Below are 18,829 nucleotides of genomic sequence, written 5' to 3'. Positions count from 1 at the left end.
CGGAATCGGGCATGCTTCCCGCGAAACGCTTTCCCGGCCCGCAATATGGCATCCGATATGGCTCTGGAAAGCGCCGGGCAGTCGTTCGGGGGCCGTGATGCGGGCGTTGCGGGCTGAACTTTTCATGGGCGCCCGAGTCGCTATTTGAAAGAGTAAGGCATTTCCTCCCGGCGGATTTCCGGGACGACCCGCCTCAGTGCTTATGGACGAGTGATGCGCCGGCGTACCGATTTCTGCGGATTCATTTGCGCCGTATTTTTCGTCGCCCTTTCGCTGGCCGGATGCGTTAAGGTGGGGCCGGATTATGTTCGGCCGCCGGTCGCCGCGTCGGAGCATTGGCTGGACGCCGACGATGCCCGGCTGAAAGGCCGCGGGCGCGGGAATTACCGGACGTGGTGGACGGTGTTCAGGGACCCCGTCCTGAACCGGTTGATCGACATCGCCTATCGCGAAAACCTGCCCTTGCGCGAGGCCGGCGTGCGCGTGCTCGAAGCCAGGGCCCAACTGGGAGTCGCGATCGGCGAATTGTATCCGCAGCTCCAGCAGGCGTTCGGATCGCTACAGTACACGAGGCTCAGCGAAAGAACCGTTCAGGGCTCGTTTTCCAGGATATTCGAATACACCCAATCGCAAATCGGGCTGAACGCCAGTTGGGAGCTGGATTTCTGGGGCCGGTTCCGGCGCGCGGTGGAATCCTCCGATTTCAACCTGCTCGGCACGCTGGCGGATTACGACAATACGCTGGTCAGCCTGACCGCCGACGTCGCGAGCACTTACGTTCTGATGCGCACCGCGGAAAAGCGCTTGTCCATCGCCCGGCGCAACGCGGAGATACAGCGGGAGAGCCTCAGGATCGCCGAGGCGCGGTTTCACGGCGGCACCACCTCGCAGCGCGACGTGGAGCAGGCCCGAACCGTTCTGGCCAGCACGGAAGCCACGATACCGGCCTTGGAGATCCAGTTGCGCCAGAGCACCAACGCATTGAGCGTACTCCTGGGAATGCCGCCGGGAGATCTGGGCAATCTCCTTGCGGGTTCCGCGGACATACCGGTGGCCCCGCCGTACGTCGTGGTCGGCATTCCGGCAGACCTGCTCCGGCGCCGGCCGGATGTCCGCCAGGCCGAATTCCGAGCGGCCTCGCAATCGGCCCAGATCGGCGCGACCAAGGCGGATCTCTACCCGGCATTTTCCCTGACCGGGCAGTTCGGCGTGCTGGCCGCCGACGTCGGGAAGTTTTCCCTCGCCGACATGTTCGATTGGCGGAGCCATTTCGGCAGTGTCGGCCCGACCGTCCGGTGGAACATCTTCAACTATGGCCAAATCAGCAATCAGGTGCGGATGCAGGATGCCCGCTTTCAGGAATTGCTGATTCAATACCAGAACGCGGTCCTCAATGCGCAACGGGAAGTGGAGGACAATCTCGTCGCCTTCCTGAAATCCGAGGATCGCGCCCGGTTTCTGGCGGACAGCACGGCGGCGGCCCAGCGCTCGATGGAGTTGGCGGCGTTGCAATACCGCCAGGGCATCACGGATTTCACCACCGTCCTGACCGCCCAGCAGGCGCTGCTGACGGAACAGGACAATCTGGCCAGCACCTTGGGCGAGATTTCCCGCAACCTGGTCGGGGTGTACCGGGCGCTGGGCGGCGGCTGGCAGATCCGGGAAGGGCGGGACCTGGTGCCCGAATCGGTCAAGAAAGTCATGGCCGAGCGCACCGACTGGGGCCGGATATTGTCGCCGGCAGCGTATTTGCCGCCGGCGGAGCCAAAGCCCTTGGTGCGTCCGCCGGACTGGTAAGGGAGATCGCCGTTGTGCTCCATCCATGCCGCTATGGATCAAAGAAGCGTCGGGAGTCAGGCATTGGGAAAACAGATACCGGCAGGGAATGGCGGTTCGGTCGCGGCTATGGCGATGCTGTGGGCGGCGTTCGCCCTCTTGTCGGGTTGCGGCGAAAAGAATGCCTATGTTCCGCCGCCGCCGCCCGAAGTGACAGTGAGCCGGCCGGTCCTTCAGCGGGTCACCGGCTATCTCGAATTCACCGGCAATACCCAGGCCATCAACACGGTGCAGCTCACGGCCCGCGTGCAGGGTTATCTGGAGAAGGTCTTTTTCCAGGACGGCGATCGGGTGAAGAAAGACCAGTTGCTGTTCCTCATCGAACCGGACACTTACGAGGCGCGGCTCCGGCAGGCCGAAGCCCAGGTGCAGCAGGTCAAGGCTCAACTCGATCATGCCGAGACCGAACTGGTCCGGTTCAGCGGCTTGCTGCGGCAGAACGCCGCCGCCCAGACCGACGTCGACAACTGGCGCTATCAGTGCGACAGCGCCCGGGCTTCGCTTCTGGCCGCTCAGGCCAACCGCGATCTGGCCAGGCTCGATCTGAGCTACACCCATGTCACCGCGCCGTTCGACGGCCGCATCGACCGCCGTCTCCGCGACCCCGGCAATCTGGTGGGGGCGGGCGAGAACACCGTTTTGGCCGTCATCAACCAGATCGATCCCATCTATGTCTACTTCACCATCAGCGAGGTGGAATTGCTGAACCGCATCCGGACGACCGGGGTGTCGCCGAGCGAAGCGGAGAGGCTGAACATCCCGGTCTTTTTGGGATTGGCTAACGAGGAAGGCTATCCGCACCGGGGATCTCTGGATTTCACCGGGATCTCGGTCACGCCGACCACCGGCACGCTGTTGCTGCGCGGCATCTTCCCGAATTCGGACGGCAAGATTTTGCCGGGGTTGTTCGCTCGCGTGCGGGTGCAGATGATCGATTCGGAGCGGGTCGCCGTGCTGGTGCCGGAGACGGCCCTGGGCTATGACCAATTGGGCGCCTATGTTCTGGCGGTGAACGGCGAAAACGCGGTGGAGCGCCGGGGCGTCGAAACGGGCGCTCGGGTGGACGGGCGCCGCATCATCGAGGAGGGATTGCAGGGCGATGAATGGGTGGTCGTTTCAGGCTTGTTGCGGGCCATTCCCGGCGCCAAGGTAACGCCGATCCGGAAGCCTCCGGAGAACGACAAACCGGCATCGGACGATACCCGGCCATGGAACGACGCACCATGATTTCCGAATATTTCATCGAACGGCCCATCTTCGCCAACGTCATCGCCATCGTCACCGTCATCATCGGTCTGGTCTGTTTCCACAATCTGCCGGTGGCGCAGTATCCCGCCGTGGTTCCGCCCACCATCCAGGTTTCCACCCGCTATCCCGGCGCCAGCGCCGACGTGGTGGCGGCCACCGTGGGCATTCCCATCGAGCAGGCGGTCAACGGCGTGGAAGACTCGCTGTACATGCAATCCACCAGCGGCAGCGACGGCTCGTATACGCTGACCATCACCTTCGATGTGGGCACTGATCTCAACAAATCAGTGTCGCTGGTACAAAACCTGGTGAACAGCGCCCAGGCGCAGCTTCCGGCCTCGGTTCAGCCGCAAGGCATCACGGTCCGGAAAGTGTCCACCGATATCCTGATGGTGATCGGCCTGTTCTCGGAAGACGACCGGTTCGACGATACTTATCTTTCCAACTACGCGGTCATCAACCTCCAGTATCCGCTGGCCCGGATTCCCGGCGTCGGCCAGGTGTCGGTCCGCGGCGCAGGGCCCTACAGCATGCGGATCTGGCTGGATCCGGACAAGCTCTATCACTTCGGACTCACCACCCTGGACGTGGTGAATGCGGTACGCGGCCAGAACGTGCAGGTGGTGGCGGGACAACTGGGCGGACCGCCGGTGCCGCCCGATCAAGCCTTTCAATTCACCGTCAACGCGCTCGGTCGGCTGACCGACGTGGAGCAGTTCGAGAACATCGTGATCAAGACCGCGCGGGCCGAAACGGCGCAGATCGTGCGCATCCGCGACGTGGCCCGAGTGGAGTTGAGCCGGCAGAACTACGCCAATTTCTCGGAAACGCGAGGGCATCGGTCGGCCAATATTCCAGTCTTTTCGCTGCCCGGCGCCAACGCCCTGGACGTGGCCGACCGGGTGCGGCAGGCCATCGCGGACATGAGCAAGCAGTTTCCGCCGGGGCTGAAATACGAAATCCGTTACGACACCACGCAATTCGTGCGGCAAGCCATCCGCGACGTCTACGAGACCCTGTTCGAAGCCGGCATCCTGGTGTTGATCGTGATCATGGTCTTTCTGCAAGACTGGCGGGCGATGCTGGTCCCGGCGACCACGGTTCCGGTGACCATCATCGGGGCGTTCGCCGCCATGGCGCTGCTCGGTTTCGGCATCAATCTCATGACCTTGTTTGCGTTGGTTCTGGCCATCGGCATCGTGGTCGACGATGCCATCATCATCGTGGAAAACGCATCGCGCTACATCGAGCAGGGTCTCCCGCCGAAGGACGCGACCGTCAAGGCGATGCGGGAAATGACCGGGCCCGTGGTCGGCATCACCCTGGTGCTGACCGCGGTATTTCTGCCCGCCGCATTCCTGCCCGGCATTACCGGGCAACTGTTCCGGCAATTCGCCCTGGTCATCGCCTCCACCGCCATCATCAGCGCAATCAACGCGCTGACTCTCAAGCCGGCGCAGTGCGCGCTGTGGCTGCGCCCGCGCCCGCATCGGGAGAAGAGAGACAATGCGTTTTATCGCGGATTCAATGCGGCTTACGGTCATGTGGAAAAGCTCTATGTCCGATCGATCCAGCGGATGGTGCTTCGCCCCGTGCTCACGACCGTGCTGTTCTTGGCCGTCGTGGTCATCGCCGGGGCGCGTTATGTCTACCATCCCACGGGATTTCTGCCGACCGAGGATCAGGGCTATGCCATCGCGGTCACGCGGCTTCCCGAGGGCGCCGCGCAACCCCGCACCATCTCGGTCGCGAAGAAATTCGACGAGATTATGCGCAGAACCAAGGGTATCCAGGCCTGGGTGACCATCGGCGGCTTTTCTCTACTCGACGGCGCCAACCTGCCCAATGTCTTTACCACGTTCGTCGTGTACGACGACTGGAGCCGGCGCGGTTCGGAGCTGAGTCAGGATCGGATTCTCGCCGGTCTCCGGCGCGATCTGGCGGATTCCATAGAGGAAGCCCAGGCGATCGTGATCGTGCCGCCGCCGATCCGCGGCCTCGGACAATCGGGCGGCTTCCAGTTGATGGTCGAAGACCGGGACAATCTGGGCCTTCAGGAGCTGCAAAAATCCGTCATGGAAATTGTTCGCGCCGCCGGCACTCAATCCGGCCTGCGCGGCCTGGCTTCCACTTTCAGCGCCCGGAATCCCCAGCTTTACCTGGACATCGACCGAATCAAGGCGGAATCCTTGAACATTCCGGTGGCCAGCGTGTTCGAGACGCTCCAGGCTTATCTGGGTTCCTCTTTCGTCAATCTGTTCAACAAGTTCAATCAGGTGTTTCAAGTGTACGTACAGGCGGACGCTCCGTTCCGCTTGCAGCCACACGATATCGAAAACCTCTATGTACGCAACGCTCGGGGCGAAATGGCGCCTCTGGGCACTCTGCTGGACATCCGCCGGACCCTCGGCGCGGAATTGATCACGCGCTACAACCTGTATCCCGCCGCCCAGATTTTGGGTTCCGCCGCGCCGGGCTTCAGCTCGGGACAGGCTATCGGGTTGATGGAGCAGGTCGCGCAAAAAGTCCTGCCGCGCGGCATGGATTATGACTGGACGGGAACGTCCTATCAGGAAAAGCGGGTCGGACATCAGGCCTACTTCATCTACGCATTGTCCATCACCCTGGTGTTTCTGGTACTCGCCGCGCTTTACGAAAGCTGGACGTCGCCGGCGGCGGTGATTCTGGTCGTTCCGATGGCGCTGGTCGGCGTGCTGGCGGCGTTGGTGATCCGCGGCATGGACAGCAATCTGTATACCCAGGTCGGACTGGTTCTGATGATCGCGCTCGCCAGCAAGAATGCCATCCTGGTGGTGGAGTTCGCGCGGGAATTGCGCGCGGAAGGAATGTCGATCACCGATGCGGCGGTCGAGGCCACGCGCCGGCGGTTCCGCCCGATCATCATGACCTCGTTCGCCTTTATTCTGGGAGTCGCGCCTTTATTGATCGCCACCGGTGCCGGAGCGGCCAGCCGCCAGTCCATCGGCACCGTGGTTTTCGGCGGCATGCTGGCGTCGACCTTTCTCGCGATTCCGTTCGTCCCTGTGTTTTTCGTGCTGATGCAGGGATTGAGCGAAAGGCGCATCGCGAAGAAATCCGAGGCGCCGGGCGCGCGCAAGTCGCGGCCGACTCGGGAGTGAGCGGCGATTCGGGCGCATATCGCCGGCGGGTTTAACCAAATGATCGTTCGTTCTTTATTTTCAAAAGGCTGTTTCTGATATAGTTTTCGGCGATTATTCAAACTGTGCGGACAGGCGGCCGGCCGTCGGCGCGACCGGAAAGGCTTCGGCTTTTCGTGTGTCGGGGCGTTCCGGGCGACGGCGAACTCTTTTTTCCCTCCGCCGCACGGCTTCCGGAAGCGACTCGACTTCGGCGGAAAGCGCGAAGACTTGTGGCTTATAGATCATGATTGCGATATAAACTCGATCCGATTTAATCGCATTTCAGTCGGCAACCCCTTCAAGAGACGATTCAGTGAGCGAACTTAGCGGTCCGTTGACTCCCCAACAATGGGATACTTTGAGACGATTGGCAGACGAATTTTCCCGCGAGCAGAAGCTTTGGGCGAGCGGTTATCTGGCGGGGCTGAGCGATGCCGCGCAAAGGCCGGCCGCATCGGCACCGACCCAATCTCCGGAGCATCCGGGAGTTGTCGTGCTGTTCGGCTCGCAGACCGGAAACTCCGAAAAGCTCGCCAAAGCGCTGCATGCTCGGTTGCGGCAAAGCGGCATCGCAGCGCGGCTGGAGGACATGGGCAGTTACAAGAGCGCCCAGCTCCGGCGCGACCGCTGTCTCCTCGTGATCGTGAGCACTCACGGCGAGGGCGAGCCGCCGGACAATGCCCGTCCGTTTTATGAATTCCTGCACGGCAAGAAAGCGCCCAAGCTGGACGGTTTGCAGTTTTCGGTGCTGGCCCTGGGCGACACGAGCTACGAATATTTCTGCAAGACCGGGCGCGACTTCGACCGCCGGCTGGAGGAATTGGGCGCCGCCCGCCTCTGCCCCCGGGTCGACTGCGACGTGGATTACGAGGAAGCGGCGGAAGGCTGGATGGGCGACGCCCTGGCGGCTCTGGTCCGATTACGCCAGCCGCGGGTGGAGATATCGGCGTCGGCAGCGGTCGAGCCGGTATCCGCCTATTCCAAGAAACAGCCTTTTCCGGCGACCATGCTGGAAAACGTCCGTCTGACGGGACGAGGCTCCACCAAGGACGTCCGGCACATCGAGCTCTCCATCGAGGATTCCGGCCTGCGCTTCGAGCCGGGCGACGCGCTGGGCGTGGTTCCCTCGAACTGGCCGGAGCGGGTGGCCGAGCTGATCGAGGCGGCCGGGCTGTCCTCCGGGGCGGTCGTTTCCGGTTCCGACGGTGCCGAAACCACGCTGGAAGACGCGCTCCTGCATCATTACGAAATCACCACGCTAACCCGGCCGTTTCTGGAAAAATACGCAGAGTTGTCCGGTTCGGGCGAATTGGCCGAACTGCTCAAAGAAGGAAACCGCCAGCTTCTTCGGGATTTTCTCTACGGCCGCGAAATCATCGATGTGCTGCGGCGCTATCCGGTACCCGGCATCGCGGCCGATCGGTTCGTCGCCCTGCTGCGGAAACTTCCGCCCCGGCTCTATTCCATCGCCTCAAGCCTCGAAGCCGACCCCGACGCGGTGCATCTCACCGTCGGCGTGGTGCGTTACGAGAGTCACGGAATCGAGCGCCAGGGCGTGGCGTCTACCTTTCTGGCCGAGCGGGTGGCGGAGAACGGGCCGGTGCCGGTGTATGTCGACAGCAACCCCAATTTCCGGCTGCCCAAGGACCCGGACGCTCCGATCATCATGGTCGGGCCGGGTACGGGGGTGGCGCCTTTCCGCGCCTTTCTGGCGGAACGGGAAGCCTCTGGAGCCGGGGGCAGGAACTGGCTGTTCTTCGGCGACCGGAATTTCCACACCGATTTTCTGTATCAAAGCGAGTGGCTCGATCATCGGAAGAACGGTCTCCTGACCCGGATCGACGTGGCGTTTTCCCGGGACGACGACGACAAGGTCTACGTGCAGCACCGGATGCTCGAACGAAGCCGCGAACTCTACGCCTGGCTGGAGGAGGGCGCTCATTTCTACGTCTGCGGCGATGCCCAGCGGATGGCCTCTGACGTCCACGAGGCTTTGATCACCGTCGTGGCGAAGGAAGGGGACGTCGACCGCGACCGGGCCGAGGACTATGTCCGGACGTTACAGTCCTCTAAACGATATCAGCGGGACGTGTACTGAGGAGGCCGCCATACATATGAAAGTCGAGCACATGCAACTCACCGAAGAAGAAGCCCTCAAGGCGCGCAGCCGTTATCTGCGGGGCACGATAGAACAAAGCCTGGCCGATCCCGCGACCGGCGCCGTGTCCCCGGAAGACGCCAAGCTGCTCAAATTCCACGGCACCTACCAGCAGGACGACCGGGATCTCCGCAACGAACGGCAAAGGCAGAAGCTGGAGCCGGCCTACGGCTTCATGGTTCGCATCAGGATGCCGGGCGGCGTCTGCACGCCCAGTCAATGGCTGCGGCTGGACGAACTGGCCCGGCGGTACGGCCACGGTTCGCTGCGCATCACGACCCGCCAGACCTTCCAGTTCCACGGCATCGCGAAACGGCACCTCAAAGCCACCATCGCCGGCATCAACCATGCCTTGCTGGACACCATCGCCGCCTGCGGAGACGTCAACCGCAACGTGGTCTGTCACAACAACCCGTATCTTTCGCCGCTGCACGAAGAAATCTACGACTGGGGCAAGCGCCTCGGCGCGCACCTGCTGCCGAAGACGCGGGCCTACCACGAAATCTGGCTGGATGAGGAGCGCGTCGCCGGAACGCCGGCCGAGGAGGAGCCTCTGTACGGCAAACACTATCTGCCGCGCAAGTTCAAGATCGGCATCGCGCTGCCCCCGCACAACGATATCGACGTTTACGCCCAGGACCTGGGATTCATCGCCATCGCCGACCGGGACACGTTGCTCGGTTTCAACATCGCCGTGGGCGGCGGCATGGGCATGAGCCACAGCGAGCCCGCCACCTATCCCCGTCTGGGCGAGGTCATCGGTTTCTGCCGATCCGATCGGCTCCTCGAAGTGGCGGAAAACGTCCTCAAGGTGCAGCGCGATTTCGGCGGCCGGAGCAACCGGAAACACGCCCGGCTGAAATACACGCTGGACGACCGCGGCACCGAGTGGTTCAAGACCGAACTGGAAGCCCGTCTCGGCTGGCGTCTCGAACCTGCGCGGCCGTTTCGCTTCGAAAGCACCGGCGATCGCTTCGGCTGGGTGCGGGACGACCGGGGGCGCTGGCATCTGACCCTCGGCGTTCTCAGCGGTCGCCTGACGGACACGCCCGAGGCCGCCTGGCTGACGGCGCTGCGCGAAATTGCCGCGATCCACGAGGGCGATTTCCGTTTGAGCACCAATCAGAACCTGATCATCGCCGGGATCAGCGAGGCGACCAAGCCCAAGATCGAGGCCTTGCTCGATCGGCACCGGATTCCCGACGCCGAGCGGTGGAGCGGCTTGCGGCAGCATGCCCTGTCGTGCGTGGCGTTTCCCACCTGCGGGCTGGCCATGGCCGAGAGCGAGCGCTGGTTGCCGTCGCTTCTCGCGCGGCTCGAACCGATACTGAAAAAGGCCGGATTGGAAAAAGACGCCATTACCCTCCGGATCACTGGCTGCCCCAACGGTTGCGGGCGTCCGTACCTGGGCGAAATCGGCCTGGTTGGCAAAAGCCTCGGGAAATACAACCTGTACCTGGGCGCGGGTTTCGACGGCGGCCGCTTGAACGCGTTGTACCGGGAGGGCATTTCGGAAGACGAGATCGTGGCCGTGCTGGGGCCCATCATCGCGCATTATGCCCGCGACCGGCGGACGGCGGAGCCTTTCGGCGATTTCGTCATTCGCGCGGGTTATGTCTCCGAAGTCAAGGCGGGCCCCGAAATCCATCGCAAGAACTAGTGCAGTATCACCCGTCCTCTGGCGAGTCTAATGGAGCATGCTTTAGATGAGCATGGCGAGGCTGAGCGGCCGGGAGGATCGGATGGCCAAGAAGTACCGGGTGACGTTGACAGACGAGGAGCGGGGCGAGTTGGAAGGACTGATTGGCAAAGGTAAGGCGGATGCCCGCAAGTTGGCCCACGCGCGGGTTTTGCTTCAAGTGGACGAATCAGCAGGGGGCCCCGGCCGCATCGATACCGACGTGGCCTCGGCCTTGAATCTGAGTCTCCGCACGATCGAGCGGGTGCGGCAACGGTTCGTGGAAGAGGGCTTGGCCGCCGCGTTGTTGCCGAGGCCGAGCCCGCGCGTGTACCCACGGGCGCTGGACGGGGCTCAGGAGGCGCACCTGATCGCCCTGGCCTGTTCGGCCCCGCCCGAAGGCAAGCCGCGCTGGACTTTGCGGCTGTTGGCCGAGCGGATGGTCGAACTCGATTATGTCGACGCCGTCTCCTATGAGACGGTCCGGCGCGTGCTTAAAAAAACGAACTCAAGCCGCCTCTTCGGAAGATGTGGGTGATTCCGCCGAAGGCCTCGGCCGAGTTTGTCGCGGCCATGGAGGATGTCCTGGAGGTTTATCAACGGCCGTACCAGGCCGAGCGACCGGTGGTCTGTTTGGACGAGACCTTCACTCAACTGATCGGCGAGGTGCGGGAACCGCTGCCGGGGGCGCCGGGCCGGGTGGAACGCTACGACAGCGTCTATGTCCGCCACGGAGTAGCGAGCGTGTTCCTGGTCTTCGAGCCGCTGGCCGGGTGGCGCGAAGTCCAGGTGACCGACGGCCGGACCCGAAAGGACTTTGCCCACGTCGTGCGCGACCTGGTCGAGGGGCGGTACCGGGACGCCGAGAAGGTGGTGCTGGTGATGGATCAGCTCAACACCCACTCGACGGCGAGCTTGTATGAGGCCTTTCCCCCGGACGAGGCGCGGCAGTTGGCCGAGCGGCTGGAAATTCACCACACGCCGAAGCACGGCAGTTGGCTGGACATGGCCGAAATTGAACTGAGCGCCCTGGCCCGCGACCTCCCGGGGCGGGTCGGCGAGCGGGCCGATCTGGTCCGGCACGTCGCCGCTTGGACCCAGCGCCGCAACCAAGTCCAGGTGACAGCGAACTGGCAGTTCACCACCGCCGACGCCCGGATCAAACTCCGCAAGCTCTACCCGACAATTGAGGGCTGACAGAGTACTAGGCTGATGCCCGCGCCAGGCTGCGGATCAAGTTTATGGCGGCGCTCTCGACGGACCCGCCGAAAGCGATGATGCCGTCTTCATGGCCGCCCATGGCGATGACCGGGCCTTTCGAAGCTCGAATCAGGCGCCCGACCTCGTCTGCCATCTCCGGCGTGCCGTAGCCGACCTGCCGGTCGGTGACGGGAATGCCTAAAGCTCCGGCCTTTTCCCAGATTTCAGGCGAGTGAACGTGCAGCACGCAACCGGCTTCGCCGGCGCTTCGGTACACCGCGGCATGGGTCAGGGCTTCGGAAGAGGGCGGTACCGGACCCTCGGCGACGATCAGGTTTCGCTCCAGATCGAAACCCGTGACCCGGCTGTAGTGCTCGTTCGAAAGCGCCGGCAGGCCGCCGGTTCGCGTTCCGCTGATCAGAAACCCGGTCGCCCCGCAGCGAATGCTGACGTTGCCGTAAGCCAGGCCGCCATACCGGCGAGAATCCAGTCCGATGAGTCCGAGGCGATAAAGGATGGTTCGCCAGGCGTTCAGCTCGGCGACGACTTCGGGATCCGCAGGCGGAGCCGCCGTGTAATTCAGGCGGTACTTGACGACGCCTTCCTTGTCCTGCTTCTGGTCTAAATCATTCATCTTCGAATCGACAGCCTCGGTGCAGAACAGCCGGCCGGGGAAGCGAAGCCCGCAAAAGCCTGACTCCGTATAGAGAACGAACGGATGAAAAAATATTCGCGCGTTTTATAATAAAAAGATTGTGCGCGGTCCGCGAGTCGAATTTTTGGAGCGAACCTTGAAAGGATGCCTGGCCGAGCCGGTAAATCCGAGGCAAACGGAGTATAATCCGGACGGATTTCATGTGCGAATGTGGCGAAATTGGTAGACGCGCTGGATTTAGGTTCCAGTGGGGCAACCCTTGAGAGTTCGAGTCTCTCCATTCGCACCAAATGTTCAGTAGACACCGGGGAGCCAAGCTTCCTAGCGTTAATATCCGGTCAAGGATATCAGAGTACGGCGCATCAGCCAGCAATTTAGGCGATTGTGCTTTCCGAGCCAGTCCCCTCCGATACTTTTTTCCATTCTTGAGGTAACAGCGACATGCAAGTTTCTGTCGAAACGACATCTGAATTGAGCCGAAAAATAACCGTACAGGTGCCGGAGGATGAGGTTCAGGAAAAAATAGCCTCACGCCTGAAATCTTTGGCAAACAAGATCAAGATCGACGGTTTCCGTCCCGGCAAGGTGCCTCAAGGTTTGGTGAAACAGCGTTACGGGCAGCAAGTCCGGGAAGAGGTTCTCTCGGATTTGATCGAGTCGAGTTTCTACCAGGCCGTTCGGGAGGAGAAGCTCAAGCCCGCGGGTATTCCGCAAATCACCGCTCGCCGGGCCGATGAGGGCAGTGGACTGGAATATGAGGCGAGCTTCGAAGTGATGCCCGAGTTCGTGCTGATGCCGCTGGAAACATTGGAGGTCAAGCGGTTCGTGTCGGAGGTGACCGAACAGGATGTGGATGCCATGCTCGAGCGCCTCAGAGAGCAGCGGAAAACCTGGCAGGAGGTCGAGCGTGCGGCGGCGATGGGCGATCGCGTCACGATTTCCTTTGAAGGCAAAATCGGAGAAGAGTCGTTCACCGACGGAAAAGTTGAAAACCTGCCCGTTATCCTGGGCGTCAATCAGATGATCCCGGGATTCGAAGACAAGCTGGTCGGCGCGGCGGCGGGATCGACGCTCGAATTCGAACTGTCGTTCCCGGCGGACTACCCCAGCCCGAAGCTGGCCGGCAACACGGCGCAATTCACCGTCGAGACGCTGAAGGTCGAGGAAAGCGTGCTGCCCGTCGTGGATGAGGAGTTCGCGAAATCCTACGGCATCGAGGAAGGCAGCGTGGAAGCCTTCCGCAACGATGTTCGCGCCAATATGGAGCGCGAGATGAAACGGGCATTGCAGACGAAGACGAAATCTTCGGTGATGGATGTCCTGTTCGCCAAAAATACGATTGTTTTGCCGAATGCCTTAATTCAAGATGAGCTGAGCCAACTTTTGGCGCCTTACCGGGAAGCGGCCCAAAAAAGGCGGCAGGATCTCGATGAAGCTAAATTGAAAGAGCAACTCGAGCCCATTGCCCGGAAAAGAGTCGCTTTGGCGTTGATTCTCGGGAAGGTCATCGAAACTAATGGTCTCGTCGTGGATCAAAAGCGGGTGCGTTCGACCGTAGAAGACCTGGCCATGAGTTATGAGAATACGGAAGAAGTGGTGCGCTGGTATTATGCGGAACCTTCGCGGCTTCGCGAAGTGGAGAACGTGGTCATGGAGGATCAGGTGGTCGATTTGGTACTAGACAAAGCGAAGGCGGCCGAGGAAACGGTGCCGTTTCAAGAACTGATGCAGCAGGCTACCGGCAGATCCTCACAAGCGGCGTAAATTTCATCCAAGAGATCCCATGATGTTCACCGGCGATTTTGCGAAAACCGTCAATGCTCGGGCGACGGGACTGGTGCCCGTCGTCATCGAACAGTCCGCGCGCGGCGAAAGGGCGTTCGACATCTATTCCCGCCTGCTCAAAGAGAGGGTGATTTTTCTGGTTGGGCAGGTCGAAGACTACATGGCCAATCTGATCATTGCCCAGCTTCTCTTTTTGGAATCGGAAAATCCGGACAAGGATATCCATCTTTATATCAATTCTCCCGGCGGCGTGGTGACGTCGGGGCTGGCGATTTACGATACCATGCAGTTCATCAAGCCCGATGTGAGCACCCTGTGCATCGGCCAGGCGGCCAGCATGGGAGCGTTGCTGCTGGCCGGCGGCGCGCCCGGGAAGCGATACTGCTTGCCCCATTCGAGGGTCATGATCCATCAGCCTTTGGGCGGTTTCCAAGGGCAGGCCAGCGACATAGACATTCATGCTCGCGAAATTCTCGCGACTCGCGACAAGCTGAATCGGATTTTGTCGAAGCATACCGGTCAGCCATTGGAAAAAATCCAGGTCGATACCGATCGCGACAATTTCATGAGTGGAGAAGACGCAGTGCAATATGGTCTAATCGACAAGGTGCTCGCTAACCGGGAACCGGGATCCGGCGGTTAAACGAATCGGAACCCGAGGCTAGCGGAGTCACAGAAGTATGCTAGTAGCGACTGGTAGGTTGCTACAACAGTCATCTGACGAATAAGAGGTTTGCGATGAGTGACGATAAACACGGCAAAGACGGGGGCGGAAAACTTCTTTACTGCTCGTTTTGCGGAAAAAGTCAGCATGAGGTCAGAAAGCTCATTGCAGGTCCCGCCGTATTCGTCTGCGACGAATGTGTCGAGTTGTGCAACGATATCATTCGCGAGGAGCTTCAGGAGAATGTTGCCGGCAGCGTAGACAAGTTGCCGAAGCCGAAAGAGATCAAGAACGTGCTCGACGAGTACGTCATCGGCCAGGAGAAGGCCAAGCGAATCTTGTCGGTTGCGGTCTACAACCACTATAAGCGGCTCCGGCTTCATACCCATTTGAAGAAAAACGAAGTCGAACTGGCCAAGAGCAATATTCTCTTGATCGGACCGACGGGGTCGGGCAAGACCTTGCTTGCCGAAACGCTCGCCCGATTGCTGGACGTGCCGTTCACGATCGCCGATGCGACCACGCTGACCGAGGCCGGCTATGTCGGCGAAGACGTCGAAAACATCATTCAGAAGATTTTGCAGAAATGCGATTACGACGTGGAGAAGGCGGAGTCCGGCATCGTCTATATCGACGAGATCGACAAGATTTCCCGCAAATCGGACAATCCGTCGATTACGCGCGACGTATCGGGCGAGGGCGTGCAGCAGGCGCTCTTGAAGCTGATCGAAGGCACCGTGGCCTCGGTACCTCCTCAAGGGGGGCGCAAGCATCCTCAGCAGGAATTCTTGCAGGTCAACACGGCGAACATTCTTTTCATTTGCGGCGGAGCGTTCGCCGGGCTGGAAAAGATCATTCGCTCCCGCTCTGAAAAAGGCGGCATCGGTTTTTCCGCCGAGGTCAAAACCAAAGACGAACGTCGCAACGTCGGCGAAGTTCTGGCCGACGTGGAAGCGGAGGACCTCATCAAATACGGCCTGATCCCGGAATTCGTCGGCCGCTTGCCTGTGGTCGCGACTCTCGAAGAACTGGACGAGCGGGCGCTGGTTCAAATTTTGACCGAGCCTAAAAATGCTCTGGTCAAACAATACAAGAAGCTGTTCGAGATGGAGGGCTGCGATCTGGAAATCCGTGAGGACGCGCTTCGGGTCATCGCGCGCAAGGCGATGGAGCGGAAAACCGGTGCGCGCGGTCTGCGAACGATTCTGGAGCACGTCTTGCTGGATACCATGTACGAGTTACCTTCCGCCGAACACGTTTCCAAGGTTGTCATCGACGAAAAGGTGATTCGAGGCGAATCGGATCCGTATTTGATTTATCAAACCGAAGAAAAGCAGTGCGCTTCGGTGGAATAAGATATCTTTTAGATCGCTATCGATGTCGTGCGGCAAGCCGTTAATCGATAGCGAAATCAAATGCTGGGTACGTCAAGTTTTGTCTTTGATCGACGATTTCGAATCTTGATGCCCGACTGACGGTTTAAGCGTTACGCGGGCCCGGCTCGTCGGGCCGGCCGCTATCCGGATTCGGAGTTTTCTCTTGAAATGAGGCGTACGCCGAAGTCTTTTGGATGCCTCCGATTTTTCACAAAGGACGGTTCTTGCAAGCGTTGTTGGATCATCGGTGTCTCGAACTGTCGGCGTAACCTCCTGTCCGTGTTCAATCTGTTCCGGCGGCGTCGGTCGGCGGCTTGTCCGGGCTGAGGCATTATCGAATATTTGCTCCCGCGTTCTTCTCGAAAAACGACTCGGACTCGTGAACCTCGATGACGCATCCGTATCCAAGTGGCTTTGCGTATTGACCGAGCTTGGGCCGCGGATTCTTGGCGATCCGTTCATCCGGAGCTTTTCCGCTCAACCCGATAGCGCCCGATTTTATCGGGCCCAGTCTTGTTTTTTGCCCGAAGCTTACCTATATACTCAGTAACAACGCGTACTCAATTTAATACCCACGGGTGGCCAATGGAAAATACCTCGCTTGAAAATCGTGCAAAACCGGAAAAATTGGTGCCGGTGCTCCCGTTGCGGGATGTCGTAGTCTATCCGCATATGGTCATACCGCTTTTCGTGGGCAGGGAAAAGTCGATATTGGCGCTGGACAGCGCCATGCGGGATAACAAACAAATCTTGCTGGTGGCGCAGAAAGAAGCCGAGCTGGACGATCCGGGCTTTGGCGATTTGTACCAGATCGGCACCTTGTCGAATATCCTGCAACTGCTGAAGCTCCCTGACGGCACAGTGAAAGTGCTGGTCGAAGGCAGCGAGCGCAGCACGGTGGAAAAATTTCGTGTCGCCGACAAGCACTATGTGGCCGCCGTTTCGCCATTGCCGGACGAGATCCGCATCACCGATCAAGAAGTCGACGTGTTGATGCGCACCGCCATCAACACCTTCGATCACTACGTCAAGCTGAATAAGCGGATTCCGCCCGAAGTCTTGAACTCTCTTGCCGGCATCGACGAACCGAGCCGGCTGGCGGATACCATCGCCGCGCATATGACCATCAAAATCGAAGACAAGCAGTCGATTTTGGAGATGAGCGACGTGGCGGCGCGGCTGGAGCGGCTGATGACGCTCATGGAAGGCGAGGTAGATATGCTGGAGATGGAAAAGCGTATCCGCGGTCGGGTCAAGCAGCAGATGGAGAAGAATCAGCGCGAATATTATTTGAACGAACAAATGAAGGCTATCCAGAAGGAACTGGGAGAAATGGAGGACGTGCCGAACGAATTCGAGGAGTTGTCGCGCAAGATCGAAAAGGCCGGCATGTCCGAGCCTGCTCGTACCAAGGCCGAAACGGAGTTGAACAAGCTCAAGTTGATGTCGCCGATGTCCGCCGAAGCCACAGTGGTCCGGAATTACGTCGACTGGATGGTCAACATGCCGTGGAAGAAGCGTACGAAGATTAGCCATGACTTGCAGCGGGCCGAGGAAATCCTGGAGACGGAACACTACGGCCTGGAGAAGGTTAAAGAGCGTATCCTCGAGTATCTGGCGGTTCAACAGCGCGTCAAGAAGCTGAAAGGTCCGATATTGTGCCTGGTCGGGCCGCCCGGCGTGGGCAAGACCTCGCTCGGCCAATCGATCGCGCGGGCCACTAACCGGAAGTACGTTCGCATGGCCCTGGGCGGGGTTCGCGACGAGGCCGAGATTCGCGGCCACCGCAGAACTTACATCGGCTCGATGCCGGGCAAAATCCTGCAAAACCTGGCCAAGGTGAAAACCCGCAACCCGATGTTCATGCTCGATGAAATCGACAAAATGGCGATGGATTTCCGCGGCGATCCCGCCGCCGCATTGCTGGAGGTCCTGGATCCGGAGCAGAACCATACCTTCAACGACCATTATCTGGAGGTCGATTTCGATTTATCCGAGGTGATGTTCATCGCGACGGCGAATACCTTGAATATCCCGGCACCGCTTCTGGACCGCATGGAAGTGATCCGCATCGCGGGTTACACGGAAGACGAGAAAGTCAATATCGCCATGCGCTATCTGATCCCCAAGCAAGTCAAGAACAACGGGCTCAAGGATAGCGAAATTCATATTACCGAATCGGCCGTTCGGGACATCATCCGCTTTTATACCCGAGAAGCCGGAGTCCGGAGTCTCGAACGCGAAATCGCCAAGATTTGCCGGAAGGTCGTCAAGAGCCTGGTGCTCAAACCGAGTACCAAAAAAATGAACGTGACCCACCGTAACATCGACGACTACTTGGGCGTCAGGCGCTATCGCTACGGACGAGCCGAAGAGAAGGATCAGATCGGACAGGTCACCGGCTTGGCGTGGACCGAGGTGGGGGGCGAGCTTCTCACCATCGAATCGGTCATCATGCCCGGTTCCGGCAAGCAAACCTATACCGGCAAACTCGGCGAAGTCATGCAGGAGTCGATCCAGACCGCGATTACGGTTGCCCGAAGCCGTGCCGAAACGCTCGGCATCGATCCGGCGTTTTATCAGAAGCACGATGTGCATATCCACGTACCGGAAGGGGCAACGCCCAAAGACGGCCCCAGCGCCGGTATCGGCATGTGCACGGCTTTGGTTTCCGCGTTGACGCAGATACCGGTGAGATCCGATGTCGCCATGACGGGCGAAATCACGCTTAGGGGCGAGGTTTTGCCGATCGGAGGGCTCAAGGAAAAGCTTCTGGCAGCCCATCGAGGCGGTATCTCGACGGTCGTGATCCCGCAGGAAAACGAAAAGGATTTGGCCGAGATTCCCAAAAACATCAAGCAGGACCTCAAGATCATTTCGGTTCGCTGGATCGATCAAGTCCTCGAGACGGCGCTGAAGCACATGCCGGAACCCTTGAAGCCGTCTACTGCGCCTGAATCGGAAGGCGTGACTAAATCGACGGGCGCTACTGGCATGATCGTTGCTCATTAGTCGGTTTTCTCGGAAAGCGCTTTTGCATGTTCAGAGAATCGCCATGATGGCGAAAA

11 protein-coding genes and 1 tRNA gene are annotated in these 18,829 nt (G+C 60.1%); 11 read left to right on the top strand and 1 reads right to left on the bottom strand.

The window, feature by feature from the left end:
* The first annotated feature begins 213 nt into the window (after positions 1–213).
* The 6 genes from ACWJKU_RS14350 (at position 214) to ACWJKU_RS14325 (ending at position 11,278) form a co-directional block, all read left to right on the top strand.
* Positions 214–1,797 carry an efflux transporter outer membrane subunit gene (locus tag ACWJKU_RS14350; RefSeq protein ID WP_454143232.1) on the top strand — a complete coding sequence of 528 codons (1,584 nt, stop codon included), beginning with the start codon at positions 214–216 and terminating at the stop codon, positions 1,795–1,797.
* A gap of 33 nt (positions 1,798–1,830) precedes the next feature.
* Positions 1,831–3,063 (top strand): efflux RND transporter periplasmic adaptor subunit, encoded by a 1,233-nt coding sequence (locus ACWJKU_RS14345; protein WP_454143230.1) that lies wholly within the window; start codon positions 1,831–1,833, stop codon positions 3,061–3,063.
* Positions 3,045–6,224, top strand: a complete 3,180-nt coding sequence (locus tag ACWJKU_RS14340; protein ID WP_454143228.1) for an efflux RND transporter permease subunit — start codon at positions 3,045–3,047, stop codon at positions 6,222–6,224. Before ACWJKU_RS14345 ends, ACWJKU_RS14340 begins: the two co-directional genes overlap by 19 nt.
* Before the next feature lie 334 nt (positions 6,225–6,558).
* The gene (locus ACWJKU_RS14335) at positions 6,559–8,343 is read left to right on the top strand and encodes an assimilatory sulfite reductase (NADPH) flavoprotein subunit (RefSeq protein ID WP_454143226.1); all 1,785 of its coding nucleotides are present in this window, start codon (positions 6,559–6,561) and stop codon (positions 8,341–8,343) included.
* 16 nt (positions 8,344–8,359) lie between these two features.
* Positions 8,360–10,063 (top strand): assimilatory sulfite reductase (NADPH) hemoprotein subunit, encoded by a 1,704-nt coding sequence (gene cysI, locus ACWJKU_RS14330; RefSeq protein WP_454143224.1) that lies wholly within the window; start codon positions 8,360–8,362, stop codon positions 10,061–10,063.
* 82 nt (positions 10,064–10,145) lie between these two features.
* Positions 10,146–11,278, top strand: a protein-coding gene (locus ACWJKU_RS14325) for an IS630 family transposase (RefSeq protein WP_454148056.1) whose coding sequence is annotated in 2 segments (ribosomal slippage) — positions 10,146–10,578 and positions 10,578–11,278 — 1,134 coding nt in all. Because the reading frame shifts where the segments join, the coding sequence is not laid out codon by codon here.
* Between the two features lie 7 nt (positions 11,279–11,285).
* Here ACWJKU_RS14325 and ACWJKU_RS14320 read toward each other — a convergent pair.
* Complete coding sequence (locus tag ACWJKU_RS14320) at positions 11,286–11,915, bottom strand: class II aldolase/adducin family protein (protein WP_454143222.1); 630 nt, start codon at positions 11,913–11,915, stop codon at positions 11,286–11,288.
* A 225-nt stretch (positions 11,916–12,140) separates the two neighbouring features.
* Here ACWJKU_RS14320 and ACWJKU_RS14315 point away from each other — a divergent pair.
* From ACWJKU_RS14315 to lon, 5 genes are all read left to right on the top strand, one after another.
* A tRNA-Leu gene (locus ACWJKU_RS14315) sits at positions 12,141–12,225 on the top strand.
* A 152-nt stretch (positions 12,226–12,377) separates the two neighbouring features.
* Complete coding sequence (gene tig / locus ACWJKU_RS14310; RefSeq protein WP_454143220.1) at positions 12,378–13,700, top strand: trigger factor; 1,323 nt, start codon at positions 12,378–12,380, stop codon at positions 13,698–13,700.
* A gap of 19 nt (positions 13,701–13,719) precedes the next feature.
* Positions 13,720–14,364 carry an ATP-dependent Clp endopeptidase proteolytic subunit ClpP gene (gene clpP, locus ACWJKU_RS14305; protein WP_454143218.1) on the top strand — a complete coding sequence of 215 codons (645 nt, stop codon included), beginning with the start codon at positions 13,720–13,722 and terminating at the stop codon, positions 14,362–14,364.
* Between the two features lie 95 nt (positions 14,365–14,459).
* The gene (gene clpX, locus ACWJKU_RS14300) at positions 14,460–15,740 is read left to right on the top strand and encodes an ATP-dependent Clp protease ATP-binding subunit ClpX (RefSeq protein WP_454143216.1); all 1,281 of its coding nucleotides are present in this window, start codon (positions 14,460–14,462) and stop codon (positions 15,738–15,740) included.
* A gap of 606 nt (positions 15,741–16,346) precedes the next feature.
* Complete coding sequence (gene lon / locus ACWJKU_RS14295; protein ID WP_454143214.1) at positions 16,347–18,773, top strand: endopeptidase La; 2,427 nt, start codon at positions 16,347–16,349, stop codon at positions 18,771–18,773.
* Positions 18,774–18,829: the final 56 nt, after the last annotated feature.

Source organism: Methylocaldum sp. MU1018 (genome assembly GCF_053646775.1).
The sequence above is the reverse complement of the archived record's forward strand: the minus strand, read 5'-3'. Positions and strand labels throughout refer to the sequence as shown.